The sequence below is a fragment of the Pseudarthrobacter sp. TE3704 genome, from assembly GCF_056279405.1.
Window position 1 is genome coordinate 65,359 of record NZ_JBWCCJ010000001.1, and the last position, 18,184, is coordinate 83,542.

The following is an 18,184-nucleotide window of genomic DNA, read 5'->3' on the forward strand; positions in this document are numbered from 1 at the left end:
AAGTGGCGGACATCACACAGGACGACGCCGGCACCTGGGAAAGTGCCGGCGTCGTCCTTGTGCAGTTCGTCGATGCGTCGTGGAGTGGGACCTTGGGTCAGATGGGGGTGCGCGCCACCTCTGCCTGCCGCTCCTCCACCAAGGTGGAGACGGCGTTGAACAGCGGGTGGCCGGGCTCCAGGCCCGTGATCCTGGCGGTTGCGTCCGCCGGGCCGGCCGAGGCGAGGATGGCAGCCAGCTCCGTCACCTCGACGTCCGCGGGGTCGTTGAAGCGCAGCGCCGCAGCAATCGCACCGAGGAGTGCCTCGGGTACTACGCCGCGTTCGGCGAGCTCGGCGGCGGGGCCGATGAACCGCTCGTGCCTGCTGAGTTTCCTCAGGGGTGCCCGGCCCACCCGGTTCACCGTGTCCGGCAGATACGGATTGGAGAACCGGACCAGGATCTTCTGGACGTAGGCTTCCTGCTCATCGTTGCTGAAACCGTGCTTGGACACCAGCAGCTGCTTGGTCTCCTCCAGCACCGCCCGGACGTCCTCGGCAACATCCTGGTCCGCCATGGCATCGGAGATCTTTTCCAGTCCGGCCTCGAACCCGAAGTAGGCGGCAGAGGCGTGCCCGGTGTTCACCGTGAACAGCTTCCGCTCAATGTACGGCGAGAGCTCGTCCACGAAGGTGGCACCGGGAATCACCGGGGCCGCCCCGTGGAACGGAGTGCGGTCGATGACCCACTCGTAGAACGTCTCCACCGTGACATCCAGGCCCTGGCCGGCTTCCTGGTTGGGGACGATCCGGTCCACCGCGGTGTTGGCGAACACCGCCTTGCCGTCCAGCGCCCCGGCGGCGGCCCCCGGCTGGGATGCCACTTCCTTGGCCAGGATGTCCGTGGCGTTGATCGCGTTCTCGCAGGCCATGACCTGCAGCGGAGCGAGTTCTGCGCTCCTTGCAACGATGCCCCGGGCGATCACGGGCGCCACGAACTTCAGGACGTGCGGGCCCACCGCGGTGGTGACGATATCCGCCGTCGCGATCTCTTGGACGAGCTCCGCTTCCTGGGTGTTGGAGTTCAGCGCCCGGAAGTTGTTCACCGTCCGCACCGCGGGATTCTCCCCCACTTCGTGGACCGCGTAGCTGTCCGCCGCCGCCAACTGCCCGATCAGGGCGTCGGCGACGTCGGCGAACACCACCTCGTAGCCGGCGTCATGCAGGAGCAGGCCCACGAAGCCGCGGCCGATGTTTCCGGCACCAAAATGTACTGCCTTCACTATGCGTTGACCTTTCCGAAGAGTTCCAGGACTTCGTCCTCGGACGTGGCAGCTTCCAGCCGGGCTACCTGTTCCTTGTTGGTGAAGACCTTCGCGATGGAGGACAGGATGTGCAGGTGTTCGTTGTTGATGCCTGCGACACCCACCACGAATTTGACCTGCTTGCCGTTCCAGTCGATGCCCTCGGGGTAGCGGATCACGGACACCGCGGACTTGCGGATGTGGTCCTTCGCTGCGTTGGTCCCGTGCGGGATGGCGAGGTAGCTGCCCATGTAGGTGGACACCGATTCCTCGCGTTCGTGCATGGCCGCGATGTAGCCTTCATCCACTGCGCCGCGGGCCAGCAGGAGCCGGCCCGCCTCGTCAATGGCGGCGTCCCGGGTGGTGGCTGAGCCGGTGAGGACCACGCTCTCGCGGGCGAGGATTTCGGAGCTGCCGGCCGCCTGGTTTTCAGCGGTGCCGGCAGCGGTTCCGGCGGCTGCCGTTCCTGCCGCTGCTGCCGTTGCGGGGCCGGATGCGGAGGCTCCGCCGGGTGTTCCGGCGCCGGCGTCCTGACCTTCGGTTGCCGCGGCGCCGCCCGTGTTGCTCTCCCGTACCAGCTCCACGATTTCCTCGTAGCGGGGGCTGTTCATGAAGTTGTCAACCGAGTAGTGGACGGCACTTGAGGTGACGGGCTTGGCGCGTTCGGTCAGGTCCTGGTGCGTAACCACCACGTCGTAGGTGTCGTTGAGGTTGGCGATGGATGCGTTAGTGACCTTGACGTCGGGGAAGCCGGCCGCCTTGATCTTGTTCCGCAGCACCGAGGCACCCATGGCACTGGAGCCCATGCCGGCATCGCACGCGAACACGATGTTCCGCACCGGTCCGACGAGCACGCCCACGCCGCCGCCGGCGGCAGCACCTGCGCCGGCACCCGTGAGGGTGGAAGCAACGGAGCTCTTCTTGCCCTTCATCTGCTCCATGCGCGAGGTGGCGTCATTCAGGTCAACCTCATCGCTGTGCTTGGTGGTCTTCATGATGACCGAGGCCACCAGGAAAGACGCCGCCGTGGCAAGCAGGACCGCCAGGATCACGCCCACGTAGCTGTCCCGGGAGGTCTGGGCGAGCACCGCGAAAATGGAACCCGGGGCCGCGGGGGCAACCAGGCCGGAGCCCGTGATGGCTAGCGTGGCGATGCCCGTCATGCCGCCGGCGATGGCCGCCAGGATGAGCAGCGGACGCATCAGCACGTACGGGAAGTAGATTTCGTGGATGCCGCCGAAGAAATGGATGATCGCGGCACCCGGAGCGGAAGCCTTGGCGGCGCCGCGGCCGAAGAACATGTAAGCGAGCAGGATGCCGAGGCCCGGGCCGGGGTTGGCTTCCAGCAGGAACAGGATGGACTTGCCCTGCTCCAGGGACTGCTGCACCCCGAGCGGGGTCAGCACGCCATGGTTGATGGCGTTGTTGAGGAACAGCACTTTGGCCGGTTCGATGAAGATGCTGGTCAGCGGGAGCAGGCCGTTGTTCACCAGGAACTGCACCACGTTCCCGGCCCCGGCGCTGAACGCGGACACCACCGGCGCAATCGCGTAGAAGCCCAGCATGGCCAGCAGCGCGCCCCAGATGCCGGCTGAGAAGTTGTTCACCAGCATCTCGAAGCCGGGACGGATCTTGCCGTCCCAGATCGAGTCGATCTTCTTCATGGTCCAGCCGCCCAGGGGGCCCATGATCATGGCGCCGATGAACATCGGGATGCCGGCGCCGACAATCACGCCCATGGTGCCGATGGCACCCACCACGCCGCCGCGGACGTCATAGACCATCTTGCCGCCGGTGTAACCGATCAGGAGCGGCAGCAGGTACGTGATCATCGGCCCCACAAGGCCGATGTTCTTCACACCGTCTGTCTCACCGAAGCCGCCCAGCTGGGGAACCGGCAGCCAGCCCTTTTCGATGAAGAGGGCCGTGATGATGCCCCAGGCGATGAAGGCGCCGATGTTGGGCATGATCATTCCGGACAGGAACGTCCCGAATTTCTGGACGCCAACCCGCACGCTGGTGCGGGGTTTTGCAACTGTCTCTGTTGCCATGTGATTTCCTAACCGTCATTCCTGCTGCTCCGCAGGATGGTCCGTTGATTACGACGACGTACTGCTGGTGGAACGGGGGTACCGCCAAAGTGGTGCTGGCTCACGCCGGGCTGGTGGAGATCCGGTGTAGCCATTCGAGGAAGAGTTTGAGTTCCGAGCTGGAGAGCTGGTCTGAGTGCGAGGCCTGAAGTGCGGCGTTCAGGGCGATCGCAGCCACCACCACCGAGGATTTCCCGGTGTCGCCCGGGGCCGTGCCGCTGGCGGGCTCGGCGGACACCGCGAAAATCATGGCGTCCCGGGTCATGGTGGACAGTTCGAGGTTCCGTTCGGAGGCGGGCTCCGCAATCAGCATCAGCGTCACGCCCACGTTGGCCGCCAGGATGGACCTGGCCGCTTCCCGTGGCTGGACGTTCAGCTGGCCCGCCGCCGCTGCCTTGTTCAGCATCTCCTCCATCAGCGCCTCGGCATCGGCAACGATGGCGGGGCGGCTTTCCGGGCGGATGTTGCCGAACATCACCAGGTACAGCTCCGGCTGATTGAGCCCGAACTGGACGTGGTTGTCCCACATTCTCCGGATATCCTCGAGCGGCTGTCCGGAGGGGGCGAAATCCCTTTCGCCCGCGACATATTCTTCGAATCCCGCGGCGACGACGGCGTCGAAAAGACCTTCCTTGTCACCGAAGTGGTGGTACAGCGTGGGAGCTGTAACCCCCGCCAGCTGCGTGATCTGGCGGGTGGAAACGGGTGCTCCCCCGGAGTTGGCAAGCAGCTCCGCGGCAGCACGCAGCAGCCGCATCTTGGGGGGAAGCTGGCCATCCAAACTCATAACCGCTACCCTAGCACCTATAGCATTGCTATATGAACTGAATCACATACAATTTTTTCAGGCACGTTTCCCGCCTCCGGACGTAGCAGTCCCTGGTGGACCCGGCACGGCGCCGGTTATCCTGACGCGCCTGGCTACCGGCAGAGAATGAGGACCTTCAGTGCAGAACTTCCCAGGAGTAGGCGTCAGCCCAGGCCGCGTCATCGGCACCATCCGCCAGATGCCCAAACCGATCAGCGAACCTCCCGCCGGCGAACAGCTCCCGGCAGGCACCACGCCAGAGGAAGCCACCGCAGCACTGAAAGCGGCCTCCCAAGCCGTGCACGACGAACTGAAGGCCCGCGCGGCCCACGCCACGGGTGACGGCAAGGCCGTCCTTGAAGCCACGGCACTGATGGCCAAGGACACCATGCTGATCAAGGGTGCGGCCAAGCTGGTTGCCCGCGGGACGTCCGCAGAGCGTGCCATCTGGGAGTCCGGTTCCTCCGTTTCCGAAATGCTCCACAACCTCGGCGGCTACATGGCCGAGCGCGCCACCGACGTCCTGGACGTCCGCGCCCGGATCGTCGCCGAACTGCGCGGCGTGTCCGCGCCGGGCATCCCGGCCTCGAACACCCCCTTCATCCTGGTGGCGGAGGACCTGGCGCCGGCCGACACCGCCACCCTGGACCCGAACAAGGTCCTGGCCCTTGTCACCGCAGGCGGCGGCCCCCAGTCGCACACCGCGATCATCGCCCGGTCCCTCGGCCTGCCCGCCGTTGTTGCCGCCGTCGGCGTGGACGAACTCCCGGACGGCACGGAAGTGTACTTGGACGGCGCCGCCGGCGCTGTCACCTCCGAGCCGGACGAACCCTTGCGCGCAGCAGCAGAGGCCTGGGCGGCCACGGCTTCCCTGCTGGCCGAGTTCAGCGGCACGGGCGCGACGGCGGACGGCCACCTGGTCCCGCTGCTCGCCAACGTGGGCGGCGGCAAGGACGCCGAGGCAGCTGCCAAGCTCGGCGCCCAGGGTGTGGGGCTGTTCCGCACCGAGTTCTGCTTCCTGGAACGGGACACCGAACCCAGCGTTGAAGAGCAGGCCCTCGCCTACAAGAAGGTCTTTGATGCCTTCCCGGGCAAGAAGGTGGTCCTGCGCACGCTCGACGCCGGCGCGGACAAGCCGCTGCCGTTCCTGACCGACTCGACCGAGCCCAACCCGGCCCTGGGTGTCCGCGGCTACCGCACGGACTTCACCACCCCGGGCGTCCTGGACCGCCAGCTGGAAGCGATCGCATTGGCTGAGAAGCAGTCCGAGGCGGACGTGTGGGTGATGGCCCCCATGATTTCCACCGCCGAGGAAGCCGCGCGCTTTGCCTCGATGTGCGCGGATGCCGGCATCAAGACTCCAGGGGTGATGGTGGAGGTTCCCTCCGCAGCCCTGACCGCGGAAGCGATCCTCCGGGAAGTGGGCTTCGCCAGCCTTGGAACCAACGACCTCACGCAGTACGCCATGGCGGCGGACCGCCAGCTTGGCCCGCTCGCCAACCTGAACACGCCGTGGCAGCCGGCCGTCCTGCGCCTGGTGGGGCTAACCGTCGAAGGCTCCCGCGCAGAAGGCAACAACAAACCCGTGGGCGTTTGTGGTGAAGCGGCGGCGGACCCCGCCCTCGCCGTCGTCCTCACCGGTTTGGGCGTCGCCACCCTGTCCATGACCGCACGTTCCCTCGCAGCCGTCGCCGCTGTCCTGAAGACGGTGACGCTTTCTGAGGCTCAGCAGCTGGCCAAGCTGGCGCTGTCCGCACCGAGCGCAACCGAGGCCCGTGCCTGGGTCCGGGAGAAACTGCCGGTCCTGGAAGAACTCGGGCTCTAAACCGCCGGCGCGGCCATCAGGCCGTGACGCCGAACCCGTCCACCGCCCGGACCCAGCCGCTGATTGTTTCGGCGGCGGTCTCCGGCGCGGTGTACTGGACGACGTGGCCCTGCCCCGGAATCTCCGCCACCGTGCCCTGTGGAGCGGCCGCCGCCAGCGTGTCACACCACGGGCGGCGGGCAATGGGGTCCTTGCCGCCGCGCAGCACCAGCACCGGCTGGTGGACCGCGGCCAGTTTCTCCTCCAGCGGGTACTCCATCATCACTGGCAGCTCCGTCAGGTACCACCGCGGGCCTGCGCGGAAGTAGTCACCGAACACGATGATGTTGGAAATCAGCGATTCACTGAACAGTGCGTCGCGGGTGAGCGCCAGCGCCTGGGCAGCCACCGACTTCCGGGCTGTGTCCACCACGGGGCCCATCAGGACTGCCCCGGCCACCAGGTCCGGTGCCTGAAGTGCCATCTCCACCGCGAACTGGGCGCCCATGGAATGGCCCACCGGCACAACACTCCGGACCCCTGCTTCAGTGAGGACGCCGCTCACGAAAGCGGCGAAGTCAGCCACCTGCAGCTGCCGCCGGGGACGCGTCGACGCACCGAATCCCGGCAGGTCGAAGGAGTAGACATCCGCGCCCTTGGCCAGTTCCAGGTGCAGCCGGGCAAGGTAGCGGTGGGAGACCCCAATGCCATGGAGCAGCACGTAGGCGGGCCTCGCACCGGTCCGCGGCGCAGCGCCCGCAGGCTCGGCGGAAGCGTACAGCCGGCCCTGCAGGCCGTTGTATTCCACGTCGCGGCCGCCACTCAATACCATCAGCCGAGCATACCTCCCGCGGCGGCAGGGCCCGGGTAGGCTGAAATGATGGCACTGATAGCTCCCCGGATGACAGGCGCCCTTCCCCCGGAAGACGCCCACAAGCTAAACCAGGCACTCGCGGGCAGCGATGACATCACCGTTTTTGTGGATGGCACTGTCCACCGGCTGCCGCCCCTGGCGAGGGACGCCGTCGTCGATCTCCTGCACCGGTTCAGCCGCGGCGAAGCGGTGACCGTCAGCAGCGTTGAGGAAATGCTGACCACGTCCAAAGCCGCAGAGCTGGCCGGAATTTCACACACGTACCTGCGGAACATGACGGACCGCGGCGAGATCCCGGTGGAGTACCGGGGCAGCCACCGGCGCATTCCCCTGGCCGCCATCCTGGCCTGGCTGGAGCGGCAGAAAATGGAGCAGCAAAAGAAAGATGCCCGGAAGAAGGCCGGCGGCCCGGAAGCGCCGGACCAGGAGGTTCGGGAAGGCTAGATCCTGGGGCGGGCCGACCAGCGGCGCATCTTCAGCGCGGCATGGAGCTCCAGGCGGGGCAGCCCCTTGAGCGGGTCCACACCCAGGAGCTGGCGGATCCGGCCCAGCCGGTTGTAGATGCTGCTGCGGTGCAGGTGGAGCTTGGCGGCCACATCCTGGACTGACCCGTCGTTGTCATACAGAAGCTCCAGGACCGGAATGAGTTCGCCGTTGCGGTCGTGATCCTCGAGCATCCGGAAGTAGACGGAGCCTGAGTCTGCCCAGGCGCCCACCCCTCCCCCCGCCGAGGCCAGCAGCTGGTAAACCCCTGCGGCCCGGCAATCCACCAGTTCTCCCAGCTGCGGGTCCACCGCCGCAGCCTGCGCCGCCATCTTTGACTGCCGGTACGCCTCAGCCAGCTGGCGGGTGCGCCCGAAGCCTTCACTGATGCCCAGAATGATGCGGTGGACCGGTCGGCCGGACCGTTTGGCCAACTCCAGCTGGTAGTGCACCAGGACCTGGGCGTGGTTTGCCCGCCCCGTCGATTCGCGGAACAGCACCACCGAATGCGTTTCGGTGCCGGCACTGAACAGTACGGCGTCCACCCCCACGGTGGCCTGCAGGGCAGTTGAGCGGTGGATCAGCGTGGAAGCAATCGGATCCGGCCCGGCCGCCCAGCCGTCCGCGTCCAGCACCGTGACCACCTGCCACGGCCCCCTGCCCTGGACTTCCTTCCACCCGGCCACGGCGGCCACCGCGTTCGGTTCGCCGGCGCATGCTGCCAGGAACTCACGCTCGCGAGCGCGCCGGTACTCGGACTCAGCGGTGTTGGAATCAAGCAGCAGCCCGGACAGCATCTCCAGTTCATGGTTGACCCCCGGCAGCTGGGTGAGGATCGCCGTCGGGCTTTCCTCCACGCTGTCCTGCTGCACCCACAGGTAGCCCACGCGGAAGCCGCGGACCATCAGTGGAACGCACACCCGGCCCAGCATGCCCAGGTCCTCGTTGGCGGGGACCACCACAGGCCGGACGGCTGTTGCGATGCCGTGCGAGAGCTGCCACGCGCTCACGTCCGCCGGCACCTTCTTGCTCAGCAGAAAGTTCACACGCACGCGGTCAGCGTGGGACTGGTTGGAGCTGTAGGCGAGCAGCACACCGTCCAGGTCCTCCAGCGAAAGCCCGCGGCCCAGCTTCTGCGCCACCTGCTCCACGAGTTGCTCCACACCCTGCTGCTGCATGGGCCAACAGTACTGCCTCGGAAGCTGCGGAGCCGAACGGACAGGAGGCGACACCTGACGCTCCGCGACTCGACAAGTGTCGACCCGGTCCCGGCAAAAACCGCGGAATCACGCGGTTCCCCTCGGGGTCCAGCACTGCAGCCATGTCGGCTGGCTCACAACCGGATTTATCGTGGAACTACAGAATCCTTCCGCACTTTCCGGCTGATCCGGCCGAGAACCTGGAGCCCACGATGATCATCGGCGTCCCCAAAGAAATCAAGAACAACGAATTCCGGGTGGCCATCACCGCCGCAGGTGTCCACGAGTTCCGCACCCACGGCCACACCGTCCTGGTGGAGCGCGGCGCGGGCCTCGGTTCGGGCATCACCGACGAGGAATACTCGATCGCCGGCGCCGAGATCGTGAACGAGGCGGACGACGTCTGGGCCCGCGCGGACATGGTGATGAAGGTCAAGGAGCCCATCAAAGCCGAGTACCACCGGTTCCGCAAGGGCCTGATCCTCTTCACCTACCTCCACCTCGCGGCCGAGCCCGAACTGACCCGGGAGCTCATCAACTCAGGCGTCACCGCCATCGCTTACGAAACCGTCCAGGAAGGCCGGAGCCTGCCGCTCCTCGCCCCCATGTCAGAGGTGGCCGGCCGGCTTTCCGTCCAGGTGGGCGCCTCCTCGCTGATGGCCCCAGCCGGCGGCAAGGGCATCCTGCTGGGCGGTGTTCCCGGCGTCCGCCCCGCCAAGGTAGTTGTCCTCGGTGCAGGCGTTGCCGGCACCAACGCGGCAGCCATGGCCCTGGGCCTCGGCGCCGACGTCACCATCATGGACATCAACATCCACCGGCTGCGCGAACTGGACGCCCAGTACCAGGGCCGGCTCAAGACCGTGGCCTCGAACAAGTACGAGATCGAAAAGTCCGTGGTGGACGCCGACCTTGTGATCGGTTCCGTCCTGATCCCCGGTGCCAAGGCCCCCAAGCTGGTCACCAACGACCTCGTGGCCCGCATGAAGCCCGGCTCGGTCCTGGTGGACATCGCCGTGGACCAGGGCGGCTGCTTCGAGGACACCCACCCCACCACGCACCAGGAACCCACGTACAAGGTCCACAACACCATCTTCTACTGCGTGGCCAACATGCCCGGCGCCGTGCCCAACACCTCCACCTACGCGCTGACCAACGTCACCCTGCGCTACGCCGTTGCCCTGGCCAACCTGGGCGTCAAGGCCGCCTTCGACCGCGATCCCGCCCTGGCCGCAGGCCTCAACATCGCCGCCGGCCACGTGGCGCACCACTCCGTATCCGAGGCCCACAACCTGCCGCTCGTAGCGGACTGGCACGAACTGGTCTCTGCGTAGCAGTCCTACGCCAGTTCGCGTGCTTGTTCTATGAGTTTGAGGGTTTCGACGGCGTCTTCCGGGTTTACGGGGAGGGGCAGGCTTGAGGCCGCTCCGCCGTCGAGGATTTTGTCCGCGAGGAGCCGGTAGAACTCGGGATAGGCACCGCGCTCGGTGGGCAGGGCGTCCAGGTGGCCGTCACGGCCCAGACGCCCTGCCCATTCCGGCGCTTCCATGCCGTACTCCTCGTCCAGCGGGCTGCCGCCGGCCACGATGTAGGGTTCCTGGGGGTCCACACCGTGCTTGGTATAGCCTCCGACGGATCCGAGGACGCGGAACCGCGGGGCCTGCTGGGCGCACAGCATGTTCATGGTGAGGTGGCTCAGCACCCCGGTTTCGTGCCGCAGCACCAGGAACACATCGTCCTCCGCCCGCTCGTCCGACCTCCGCGCCCGCAACTCCGCATGGACCACTGATGCCGGACCGAAAAGCTGGAGGGCCTGGTCGATCAGGTGGCTGCCCAGGTCGTACAGCGCACCGCCCCCCTCTGTGGCCGTGGCGCGTGCCTTCCAGGCTTTCGCGATAATCGGGGACCAGCGCTCAAAACGCGACTCGAACCGCGTCACGGTACCCACAGCCTCCACCGCCAGCAGCTTGCGCAGGGTCAGGTAATCGCCGTCCCACCGTCGGTTCTGGAAAACCGTCAGCACCCTGCCAAGGTCCCCGGCGAGCTTAACCAGTTCCCGGCCCTCGGCGCTGGTGACCGCGAACGGCTTGTCCACCACCACGTCCAGCCCCGCCTCCAGGGCGGCTTTGGCCAACGGGTAATGGGTGGCCGGAGGTGTTGCCAGCACGACGAGGTCCAGGTCATCGGCGCGCTTCAGCACGGCCGGACCGTCAGGCACTATCTTCACCTGCGGAAAGCGGGCCGTGGCAGCCGCCTGCCTGCCGCCGTCGGACGTCGCGATGATGTCCAGGGAGTAACTGCCGTCCGACGCGATCAGCGGCGCATGGAAGACGCTCCCTGCCAGGCCATATCCGACGACGGCGGTACGGATGGTTCGCGGTGCAGCTTCAGTCCCGGTCATGGGACTACGCTACTCCGCAGCAGCAAGGGAGCGTCCGGGAAAAATCGGAAAAAGTGCGGGAGCGTTCAGTAAAAACCGGCGAAAGGTGCGAGAGCGTCCTGGGCTTTGCGCGGTACGGCGAAGGCCGGCACCCCTGGCTTCAGGGATGTCGGCCTTTGCGTCAGTGCGGCGGGAAGCCTACTTCTTTTCCCAGCCTAGCGTGGTCCAGTCCGGAACCTGGGACAGGCTCTGGAACAGGGACGGGCCGTAGTTGGCCAGGCCGGTGCGGACGAAGGAGATCTGCGGGCCGTTCATGACCACGCCCATGGAGAAGTACTTGGCCATGTGCTCCTTCTCAACCTCCATGGCCGCCTTGTTGCGCTCCGCGTTGTCCTCGATGGAGGCGAGGTCGGCGATCTTCTTGTCCAGTTCTTCGTCGCCGAGGCCGTTCTCGTTGGTCTTGGAGTCGTAGTACTGCTTGACCGCCGACGTGGCGTCCGCGCCAACCGTGTAGCCGGAGACGCTCATGTCGAATTCGCGGGCGCCGAGGACCTTTCCGAAGTCGGCGGAGGCGCGCTGGTCAATGCCCACGTCCATGCCGCCGGCCTGCAGCTGCTTCTGCAGGGTCTGGGTGAAGGCGAGAGTGGTGGGATCGTCACCGAAGTTGCTGATCTTGAAGGCTGCGGGCTTGCCGTCCTTCTCCATGATGCCGTTGGCGTTCTCTGTGTAGCCAGCGTCGGTAAGGACCTTCTTGGCGGCTTCCGGGCCCGTTTCCTTGACCGGGTAGTTGTCCTGGTAGTACTCGGAGAAGGGCAGGAGCATCATGGAGCCGGAGCTGGGCTCTTCCCAGTTCAGTCCATTGAAGCGGACCTTGCGGAGAGCTTCACGGTCCACGGCGGCGAAGATGGCCTTGCGGACGGCAACGTCGGTGACCCGCTGCGCATTAATGTTCATGCCGCCGGCGAAGAGGCGCTGGCCGCGGCGGACCTCGGAGTTGCTGGTGCCCTCAAGCTGCTTGTAGAGCGCGATGGTGTTGGCGGACATGGCGTCGATTTCACCGTTTTTGAAGGCGGCGATCTGGGCACTGGTTTCCAGCTGGCGGAACGTAACGCTCTCCAGGACTGGCTTGTTGCCCCACCACTTCTCGTTGGGGACCAGCGTCACGGTCTTGGCGGCGGCATCGTACTGGTCCACCTTGAACGGGCCGGCCATCCATTCAGGATGCATGTTGCCCACAAAGCCTTCGTTGAAGATCTGGGGCGAGTTCACGGCAGGGTGGATCAGGCCGAAGAACAGGTCCTCCACCGGATACACCGGCTGGGTCATCTTGACGATGACCTCCTTGTCGCTGCTGCCGGCTTCCACGGACTCCACGAATTCGTAGGCACCGGAGGTGACGATGTCGTAGCCTGCATCGGGGCTCTTCAGGATGTTCCACGTGTTCTGGAAGGCCTTGATATCGATGGGCGTCCCGTCGTTGTAGGTGGCCTTCTCGTTGACCTTGATGGTGATGGTCTGCTTGCCGTCCACCACCTCGCTGTCCACGGACTCGCAGAAGTCCGGGTTCGGCGTCGCCTTGCCGAGGAAGTCCACCTTCCAGCAGCCGCCGATGCCGCCGCCGCTTACGGCAACCGGGTTGATGGGCGCCATCATCGCGGAGTTATCCGAGCTGTTGCCGTTGTTGGAAAAACCGTTGAAGTCCGGGCCGATGCTTCCCAGCGGAAGGGTAACCTTTCCGCCCTGTTCAAGATCGGCTGCCGGCTTCTCGTTGATGCTAATGAGCTTGGACAGGTCGCTGCCTGCCTCCTGGCCCTTGGCCGTCTCTGGCCCGGTGGCACCGCCACCACCGCCACAGGCCGTCAGCGCCAGAGTTGCAGCAATGGCCGCAGCTCCGCCGATCCTGGTCAGATTCCTCATGGTTTTCCCTTCGTTGTTGCTAGTGGTGGTGCTTGTGATGGGTCGGATAATCCTAGGGCGCATGGTGGTCCGCCGGTTCGTGGACCACCAGCATGTCTTCGTCCAGTTCCCCGTCCGGGAAAAAGCAGGCAAAGCGCTGGTCGGGCACTGGCCCGTGAGCCGCTTGCGGTGCCGCTGCGGCGGCCGGGGGTGCAACGGGTTCCAGCGGCGGCTCCAGGGTGAGGCACTTTTCCTGTTTCGCCGGCGGAAGTGCAGCAAAGACGGGACACCGTGTGGCGAAGTTGCAGCCTTTCGGGGCATCCAGCGGTGAGGGCAGGTCGCCCTGGAGGATGATGCGTTCGCGGGTGCGCTCCAGCTGGGGATCCGGCACCGGGATGGCGGAGAGGAGGGCCCGGGTGTAGGGGTGGCGCGGGTTGTCGAACACCCGGTCCACCTCGCCGATCTCCACGATCTTGCCCAGGTACATCACGGCTACCCGGTTGGAGATGTGCCGGACCACGGAAAGATCGTGGGCCACCAGGAGGTAGCTCAGGCCCAGCTCTGCGCGGAGCTTGTCCAGGAGGTTGATGACGCCTGCCTGGACGGAAACGTCGAGGGCTGAGACGGGCTCGTCCAGCACCACCAGCTTGGGGTTGACGGCAAGCGCCCGGGCTATCCCGATCCGTTGCCGCTGCCCGCCGGAGAACTGGTTGGGGAAGCGGTTGACGTGGTCCGGCTGCAGTCTTACGAGCTTCATCAGTTCCATGATGCGTTTCCTGATAGCCGGCCGGTCCATGCCCACGTTCTGGAGCGGTTCGGCGAGGACCTCGTAGACGGTGAACCGTGGGTCCAGCGCCCCCGTGGGGTCCTGGAACACCATCTGCAGTTCCCGCCGCATGGCGCTCTTGGTTTTGGCATCGACGGCCTGCTTATTGCTGATCCCGCCGATCACCACCTCGCCGTCCTGGTCCTTGTGGAACTCCATGATTTCCAGGAGGGTGGTGGTCTTTCCCGAGCCGGACTCACCCACGATGGAAAAGCATTCACCTTCGCGGATATCGAAGCTCAGGCCGTCCACGGCCTTGACGGTGCCGATGCGGCGTTTGAACAAAGCACCCCTGGTCAGCGGGAAGTGCTTGCGGACATCCTTGAGCTGCAGCACGGTTGAGCGTTCCGTCCGGGGGATGGAGTCGAAGCGCGACACCGGAACCGGCGGGGCGGCAAACACGTCCTGCACGTCCACCTCGCCGCCAAGTGCTTCAGACTTGATGCAGGCGGCCCGGTGTTTGGCCCCTCCGGCCACCGGGGCCAAAGCAGGTTCCCCGGCCAGGCAGGCGTCCGAGGCCAGCGGGCAACGCGGCGAGAACGAGCAGCCGGTGGGCTGGTGGAGAAGGTTGGGCGGCATACCCTCGATGGGCACCAGGGACGTCTTTTCCGCCACATCCACCCTGGGAACTGCGCCCAGCAGCCCCATTGTGTACGGCATCCGCGGGTTGTAGTAGATCTCGTCAACCTCGCCGGTCTCCACCGGCTTGCCGGCGTACATCACCATGATCTCGTCGGCCATGCCAGCCACGACGCCCAGGTCGTGTGTGATCATGACGACGGCGGCACCCGTTTCCTCCTGCGCCGTGTGGAGAACCTCCAGGACCTGCGCCTGGATGGTGACGTCCAGGGCCGTCGTCGGCTCGTCCGCAATGAGGACCCGCGGATTGTTGGCGATGGCAATGGCAATCATCACGCGCTGGCGCATGCCGCCGGAAAATTCGTGCGGGAAGGCTCTCAGCCTGTCCTTGGGGCTGGGGATTCCCACCATGGCCAGGAGTTCGACGGCGCGGGCTTCTTTGGCCTGCCTGCTCATGGTGGGGTTGTGGATGGTGAGCGCTTCGGTGATCTGGGTGCCCACGGTGTAGACGGGCGTCAGGGACGAGAGGGGGTCCTGGAAGACCATGGCCAGCTCGTTGCCGCGGTATTCGCACATCGCTTTGTCACTGAGGCCCAGCAGTTCGCGGCCCTTGAGCCGTACGGAGCCGGAAACCTCAGCCGTGGCGGGCAGCAGCCCCATGATGGCCAGGGACGTCACGGATTTTCCGGAGCCCGACTCCCCCACGATGCCCAGCGTCTTGCCGGGCATCAGGTCAAAGTCCACACCGCGGACGGCGTGCACCACGCCATTTTCGGAGTTGAACCGGACGTTGAGGTCGCGAACGGACAGCACGGCATCGGTCGCCGCGTGGAGCCCGGCGATGTGCAGCCGCTCAACCGGTGACCCGGTGGATTCTGCCGGCCCGGCAGTGGTTTCGCTGCTCATGACGCCTTCTTCTTCATGGTTGCCATCTCTGCACTGATTCTCCGGGCTTTGGTTTTCCTGGCTTTGCCCGAGGAACTGGAACTGGGGTCGAAGGCATCCCGCAGTCCGTCGTTCATCATTGCCAGGGAACCGGTGAGGAGGAACATCACCGTCAGGGGTACCCAGAACATCCAGGGGAACGTCTGGACCTGGGAGGTTGCACCGCCGATCAGCACGCCAAGGCTGACATCCGGAACCTTGATGCCGATGCCGATGAAGGAAAAGGCGACTTCCGCGAGAATGGCTCCGGTGACGCCGCGGGTGATGTCCAGAACCAGCAGGGAGCCGATGTTGGGGACCAGGTGCCGCCACACGATCCGGCGCGGCGGGACGCCCATGTACTGGGCTGCCTTGACGAAGTCCCGCTGCATGAGCGACATGGACAGCGAACGGATCAGCCTGGCCGTTCCCATCCAGCTGAAGACCAGCAGGACGATGATCAGCAGCAGCCAGGAGGGCAAATCCCGTCTCAGGCCTTCCCCTCCCCCGCTGGTGGCAACCGCCACCACTAGCAGCGCGGGCATCATGATGAGCGCTTCAAGGATAAAGAGCATCACCTTGTCCACCTTGCCGCCGAAGTACGCCATGGTGCACCCGTAGACGGCGGCGACGAGGACAGACACCAGGCCCACGATCAGGCCGATCAGGATGGAGATCCGGGTGCCTTCCACAGTCATCGCGTAGAGGTCGATGCCAGCCTGGGAGGTGCCCAGGTAATGCTCCGCGGACGGCGGCATCCCGATGTTGAAGGGATCGATGGTTTCCTTATCCCACTGCGTGAAGTAGCCGCCCACAAAGGAGAAGAGCGTCAGGGCAAGGAAGATGGCGAGGCCCGCCACGGCGGTCTTGTTGCGCATGAAGCGGCGGAAGATGATCGTGTTCTTGCCGATCACCACATCAACGTTTTCCAGGTGCGCGTCCTGGGCAGCGGCAGCAGGGTCGACGGCATTGAGGTTTGTCATGGCTACTGCACCCGCACTCTGGGGTCAACGAGGGTTGTGGCAAAGTCAGCCAGGATTGCACCCAAGGCGAAAATGACGGAACCGTAGGCAAGCGTGGCGGTGGCCGCGTTAACGTCCTGGAGCGAGATGGCATCAATGCTCCACGAGCCGACACCGGGCCAGGCGAAGATTTTCTCCGCAAAGAAACCGCCGGCAAAGATGGCCGGAATGGTAAAGGCGATGCTTTGGGCCACAGGAATGAACGAGACCCGGAGCGCATGCCTGGTGATGGCCTGGTTGCGCGTAAGCCCCTTGGCGCGCGCGGTCCGGACAAAGTCGGCGTTGACGTTGTCCAGGAGATACTGGCGCTGCGCTATCTGGTAGGAACCCCAGCCAACGAGCGTGATCGCAATGGTTGGAACGGCGTAGTGCGCCAGCATGTCCATGAACTGCGCCCACCCCGGTTCCATGCCGGGAGTGGAAATGCCGGTAACGAAGAAGATGCGCTGGCCTACGGTTTCGTTGATGTTGATGGCGCCCAGCTGTACAAGGAAGTATGCGATGGGGGCGGGAACAATGTAGGCGAGGTAGCTGTAGGACGTGATCACCCGGTCCTGGAACTTGTACTGCCGGGCGGCCGAATAAACGCCCAGGGCCACGCCGATGATCAGGGTCAGGATGATGGACGCGAGGAACAACCGCGTGGAGATCCACACCCGGTCACCGAATTCGGCGTTGATGAACGCCCCATTAGGGCTCCTGCCCCAATCCCACCGGGTCACGATGGCAGTCAACCACTCAACGTACCGCTCCCAGGGGCTGAGCTCCGGGTCCAGGCCCTTCAGGCGCATGGAACTGGCCACCTGCTCCGGCGTCGGACGCGGGATGCGCTCCTGCTCCAGTAATGCCGGCTTGAGTGTACTGACGGCAAGGAAATATCCGGCCGACGTGGTCAGGAAGATCATGACCACATAGGTGATGCCGCGCCTGGCGAGGTACTTGAGCATGGTGTGCGCTACTTCTGGTTCGCCGCCGCGCGCTGACTGAAGTGGCACACTTGCTTCCGCCGGCGTGCCGGAGTGCGGGACAGTTCAACAATCACGCGCAGGATCCTTCCGTCTTCCCGGGATTGGCGGGGGTTGTGCCGCCTCACCGGGTCTTGTGCCAGCGGGTAGCTGGCTGTCCCGCAGCCTTGGCAGGGCCGTCCTGAGGGACTATGTCGCGGGTCACATTTCTTGAGGAAACTATCACAAGCCTTGAGGCAAAACGTGGGTAACCGCAGGAAAGCTACCCGCGCGTATCAGATTGTTATGAATCATTCTGTGAAGTCCATATGACTGGACGCCGCCGCTCCATACAGCGTAATCTACGCGTCTTTGACCACCCTTGTGACAAGGTCAGCCCAAGAGGCGGCCAGCCTCTCGGGGGCCACGCCGCGGTCCCGTACCAAGTGGAGAAGTCGCTCCGGATCCAGCGTTGCGCTGAGGGACCCAGCCATGAGCCAGGGGTCCGAGTCGAAACCCGCCTCCCGCAGGAGCACCTCGATGTGCCGGTGCCACAGCGCCGCGGCCGGCACTTCAAACCGGCCCCGGGAGGCGTTCTCGGCGGCAAGCACCAGGTCCCCGAACTCCACCACGTAGGCGATCCGTTCGGAACCGAACGCGATCAGCCGATCAAGTCCGGGCGCCCCGGGACCCAGCGGAGGAGGGCCAAACAGGAACCGGGCCTGGAACGCAGATTCGGAATCGTCGAGCAGCGTCAGCATGAGCCCGGCCCTGCTCCCGAAGCGGCGGAACACTGTGCCCTTGCCCACCCCGGCCCGTTCCGCGAGGCGGTCCATGGTCAGGCCTTCGGCGCCGCACTCCAATATCAGTTCACGGGCAGCCACCAGCAGGCGCTCCCGGTTCCGGACGGCATCACTGCGCTCGGCAGGCGTTGCCGGTGTCATTCCCGGCCGCAGTGGGATGGAGCTCACAGCCACATTCTAGCCCCCGGGAATAATAAGCGGACCGTGGTCCGTTTAGTCTGGTGAAGGCAATGACAAGCCTCAGCTTCACACCGGCATGCGGCCCCTCCCGCT

14 protein-coding genes are annotated in these 18,184 nt (G+C 65.4%); 3 read left to right on the plus strand and 11 right to left on the minus strand.

The features are described from left to right. Positions 1 to 97: 97 nt before the first annotated feature. The 3 genes from ACZ9BC_RS00330 to ACZ9BC_RS00340 all read right to left on the minus strand — a co-directional run bounded on the left by ACZ9BC_RS00330 (position 98) and on the right by ACZ9BC_RS00340 (position 4,159). The gene (locus ACZ9BC_RS00330) at positions 98 to 1,261 is read right to left on the minus strand and encodes a mannitol-1-phosphate 5-dehydrogenase (RefSeq protein WP_476244232.1); all 1,164 of its coding nucleotides are present in this window, start codon (positions 1,259 to 1,261) and stop codon (positions 98 to 100) included. Next, complete coding sequence (locus tag ACZ9BC_RS00335) at positions 1,261 to 3,333, minus strand: PTS mannitol transporter subunit IICBA (protein ID WP_476244233.1); 2,073 nt, start codon at positions 3,331 to 3,333, stop codon at positions 1,261 to 1,263. The genes ACZ9BC_RS00330 and ACZ9BC_RS00335 overlap by 1 nt, the downstream gene beginning before the upstream one ends. Before the next feature lie 100 nt (positions 3,334 to 3,433). Continuing rightward, positions 3,434 to 4,159, minus strand: coding sequence for a TetR/AcrR family transcriptional regulator (locus tag ACZ9BC_RS00340; protein WP_476244234.1), 726 nt, complete (start codon positions 4,157 to 4,159; stop codon positions 3,434 to 3,436). Between the two features lie 160 nt (positions 4,160 to 4,319). On the opposite strand from ACZ9BC_RS00340, the gene ptsP reads away from it, so the two are divergent. Continuing rightward, the gene (ptsP, locus tag ACZ9BC_RS00345; protein WP_476244235.1) at positions 4,320 to 6,005 is read left to right on the plus strand and encodes a phosphoenolpyruvate--protein phosphotransferase; all 1,686 of its coding nucleotides are present in this window, start codon (positions 4,320 to 4,322) and stop codon (positions 6,003 to 6,005) included. Positions 6,006 to 6,021: 16 nt separating this feature from the next. Here ptsP and ACZ9BC_RS00350 read toward each other — a convergent pair whose 3' ends face one another. After that, positions 6,022 to 6,816, minus strand: coding sequence for an alpha/beta fold hydrolase (locus ACZ9BC_RS00350; protein WP_476244236.1), 795 nt, complete (start codon positions 6,814 to 6,816; stop codon positions 6,022 to 6,024). A gap of 48 nt (positions 6,817 to 6,864) precedes the next feature. Between ACZ9BC_RS00350 and ACZ9BC_RS00355 the strand changes: the two genes are divergently transcribed. After that, positions 6,865 to 7,302 (plus strand): helix-turn-helix domain-containing protein, encoded by a 438-nt coding sequence (locus tag ACZ9BC_RS00355; protein ID WP_476244237.1) that lies wholly within the window; start codon positions 6,865 to 6,867, stop codon positions 7,300 to 7,302. Here the strand turns inward: ACZ9BC_RS00355 and ACZ9BC_RS00360 are convergent. Further along, the gene (locus ACZ9BC_RS00360; RefSeq protein ID WP_275725311.1) at positions 7,299 to 8,519 is read right to left on the minus strand and encodes a PucR family transcriptional regulator; all 1,221 of its coding nucleotides are present in this window, start codon (positions 8,517 to 8,519) and stop codon (positions 7,299 to 7,301) included. The genes ACZ9BC_RS00355 and ACZ9BC_RS00360 overlap by 4 nt on opposite strands. A 233-nt stretch (positions 8,520 to 8,752) precedes the next feature. Here ACZ9BC_RS00360 and ald point away from each other — a divergent pair, with 233 nt between their 5' ends. Beyond that, positions 8,753 to 9,871, plus strand: a complete 1,119-nt coding sequence (ald, locus tag ACZ9BC_RS00365; protein ID WP_079598013.1) for an alanine dehydrogenase — start codon at positions 8,753 to 8,755, stop codon at positions 9,869 to 9,871. Positions 9,872 to 9,876: 5 nt separating this feature from the next. On the opposite strand, the gene ACZ9BC_RS00370 is transcribed toward ald, so the two are convergent. The 6 genes from ACZ9BC_RS00370 to ACZ9BC_RS00395 all read right to left on the minus strand — a co-directional run bounded on the left by ACZ9BC_RS00370 (position 9,877) and on the right by ACZ9BC_RS00395 (position 18,079). Next, positions 9,877 to 10,938, minus strand: a complete 1,062-nt coding sequence (locus ACZ9BC_RS00370) for a Gfo/Idh/MocA family protein (RefSeq protein ID WP_476244238.1) — start codon at positions 10,936 to 10,938, stop codon at positions 9,877 to 9,879. Between the two features lie 177 nt (positions 10,939 to 11,115). After that, positions 11,116 to 12,834, minus strand: coding sequence for an ABC transporter family substrate-binding protein (locus ACZ9BC_RS00375; protein WP_476244239.1), 1,719 nt, complete (start codon positions 12,832 to 12,834; stop codon positions 11,116 to 11,118). A 52-nt stretch (positions 12,835 to 12,886) separates the two neighbouring features. Then, entirely contained in the window at positions 12,887 to 15,124 is a 2,238-nt protein-coding gene (locus ACZ9BC_RS00380) for an ABC transporter ATP-binding protein (RefSeq protein ID WP_476244240.1), read from the minus strand. Beyond that, a complete protein-coding gene (locus ACZ9BC_RS00385) occupies positions 15,121 to 16,125 on the minus strand; it encodes an ABC transporter permease (protein WP_476244241.1) in 1,005 nt (334 codons plus the stop codon). The genes ACZ9BC_RS00380 and ACZ9BC_RS00385 overlap by 4 nt, the downstream gene beginning before the upstream one ends. A gap of 2 nt (positions 16,126 to 16,127) precedes the next feature. After that, on the minus strand, positions 16,128 to 17,111 hold the full coding sequence (locus ACZ9BC_RS00390) for an ABC transporter permease (protein WP_476244820.1): 984 nt from the start codon (positions 17,109 to 17,111) through the stop codon (positions 16,128 to 16,130). Between the two features lie 359 nt (positions 17,112 to 17,470). Then, a complete protein-coding gene (locus ACZ9BC_RS00395; protein ID WP_476244242.1) occupies positions 17,471 to 18,079 on the minus strand; it encodes a TetR/AcrR family transcriptional regulator in 609 nt (202 codons plus the stop codon). Positions 18,080 to 18,184 lie beyond the last annotated feature (105 nt).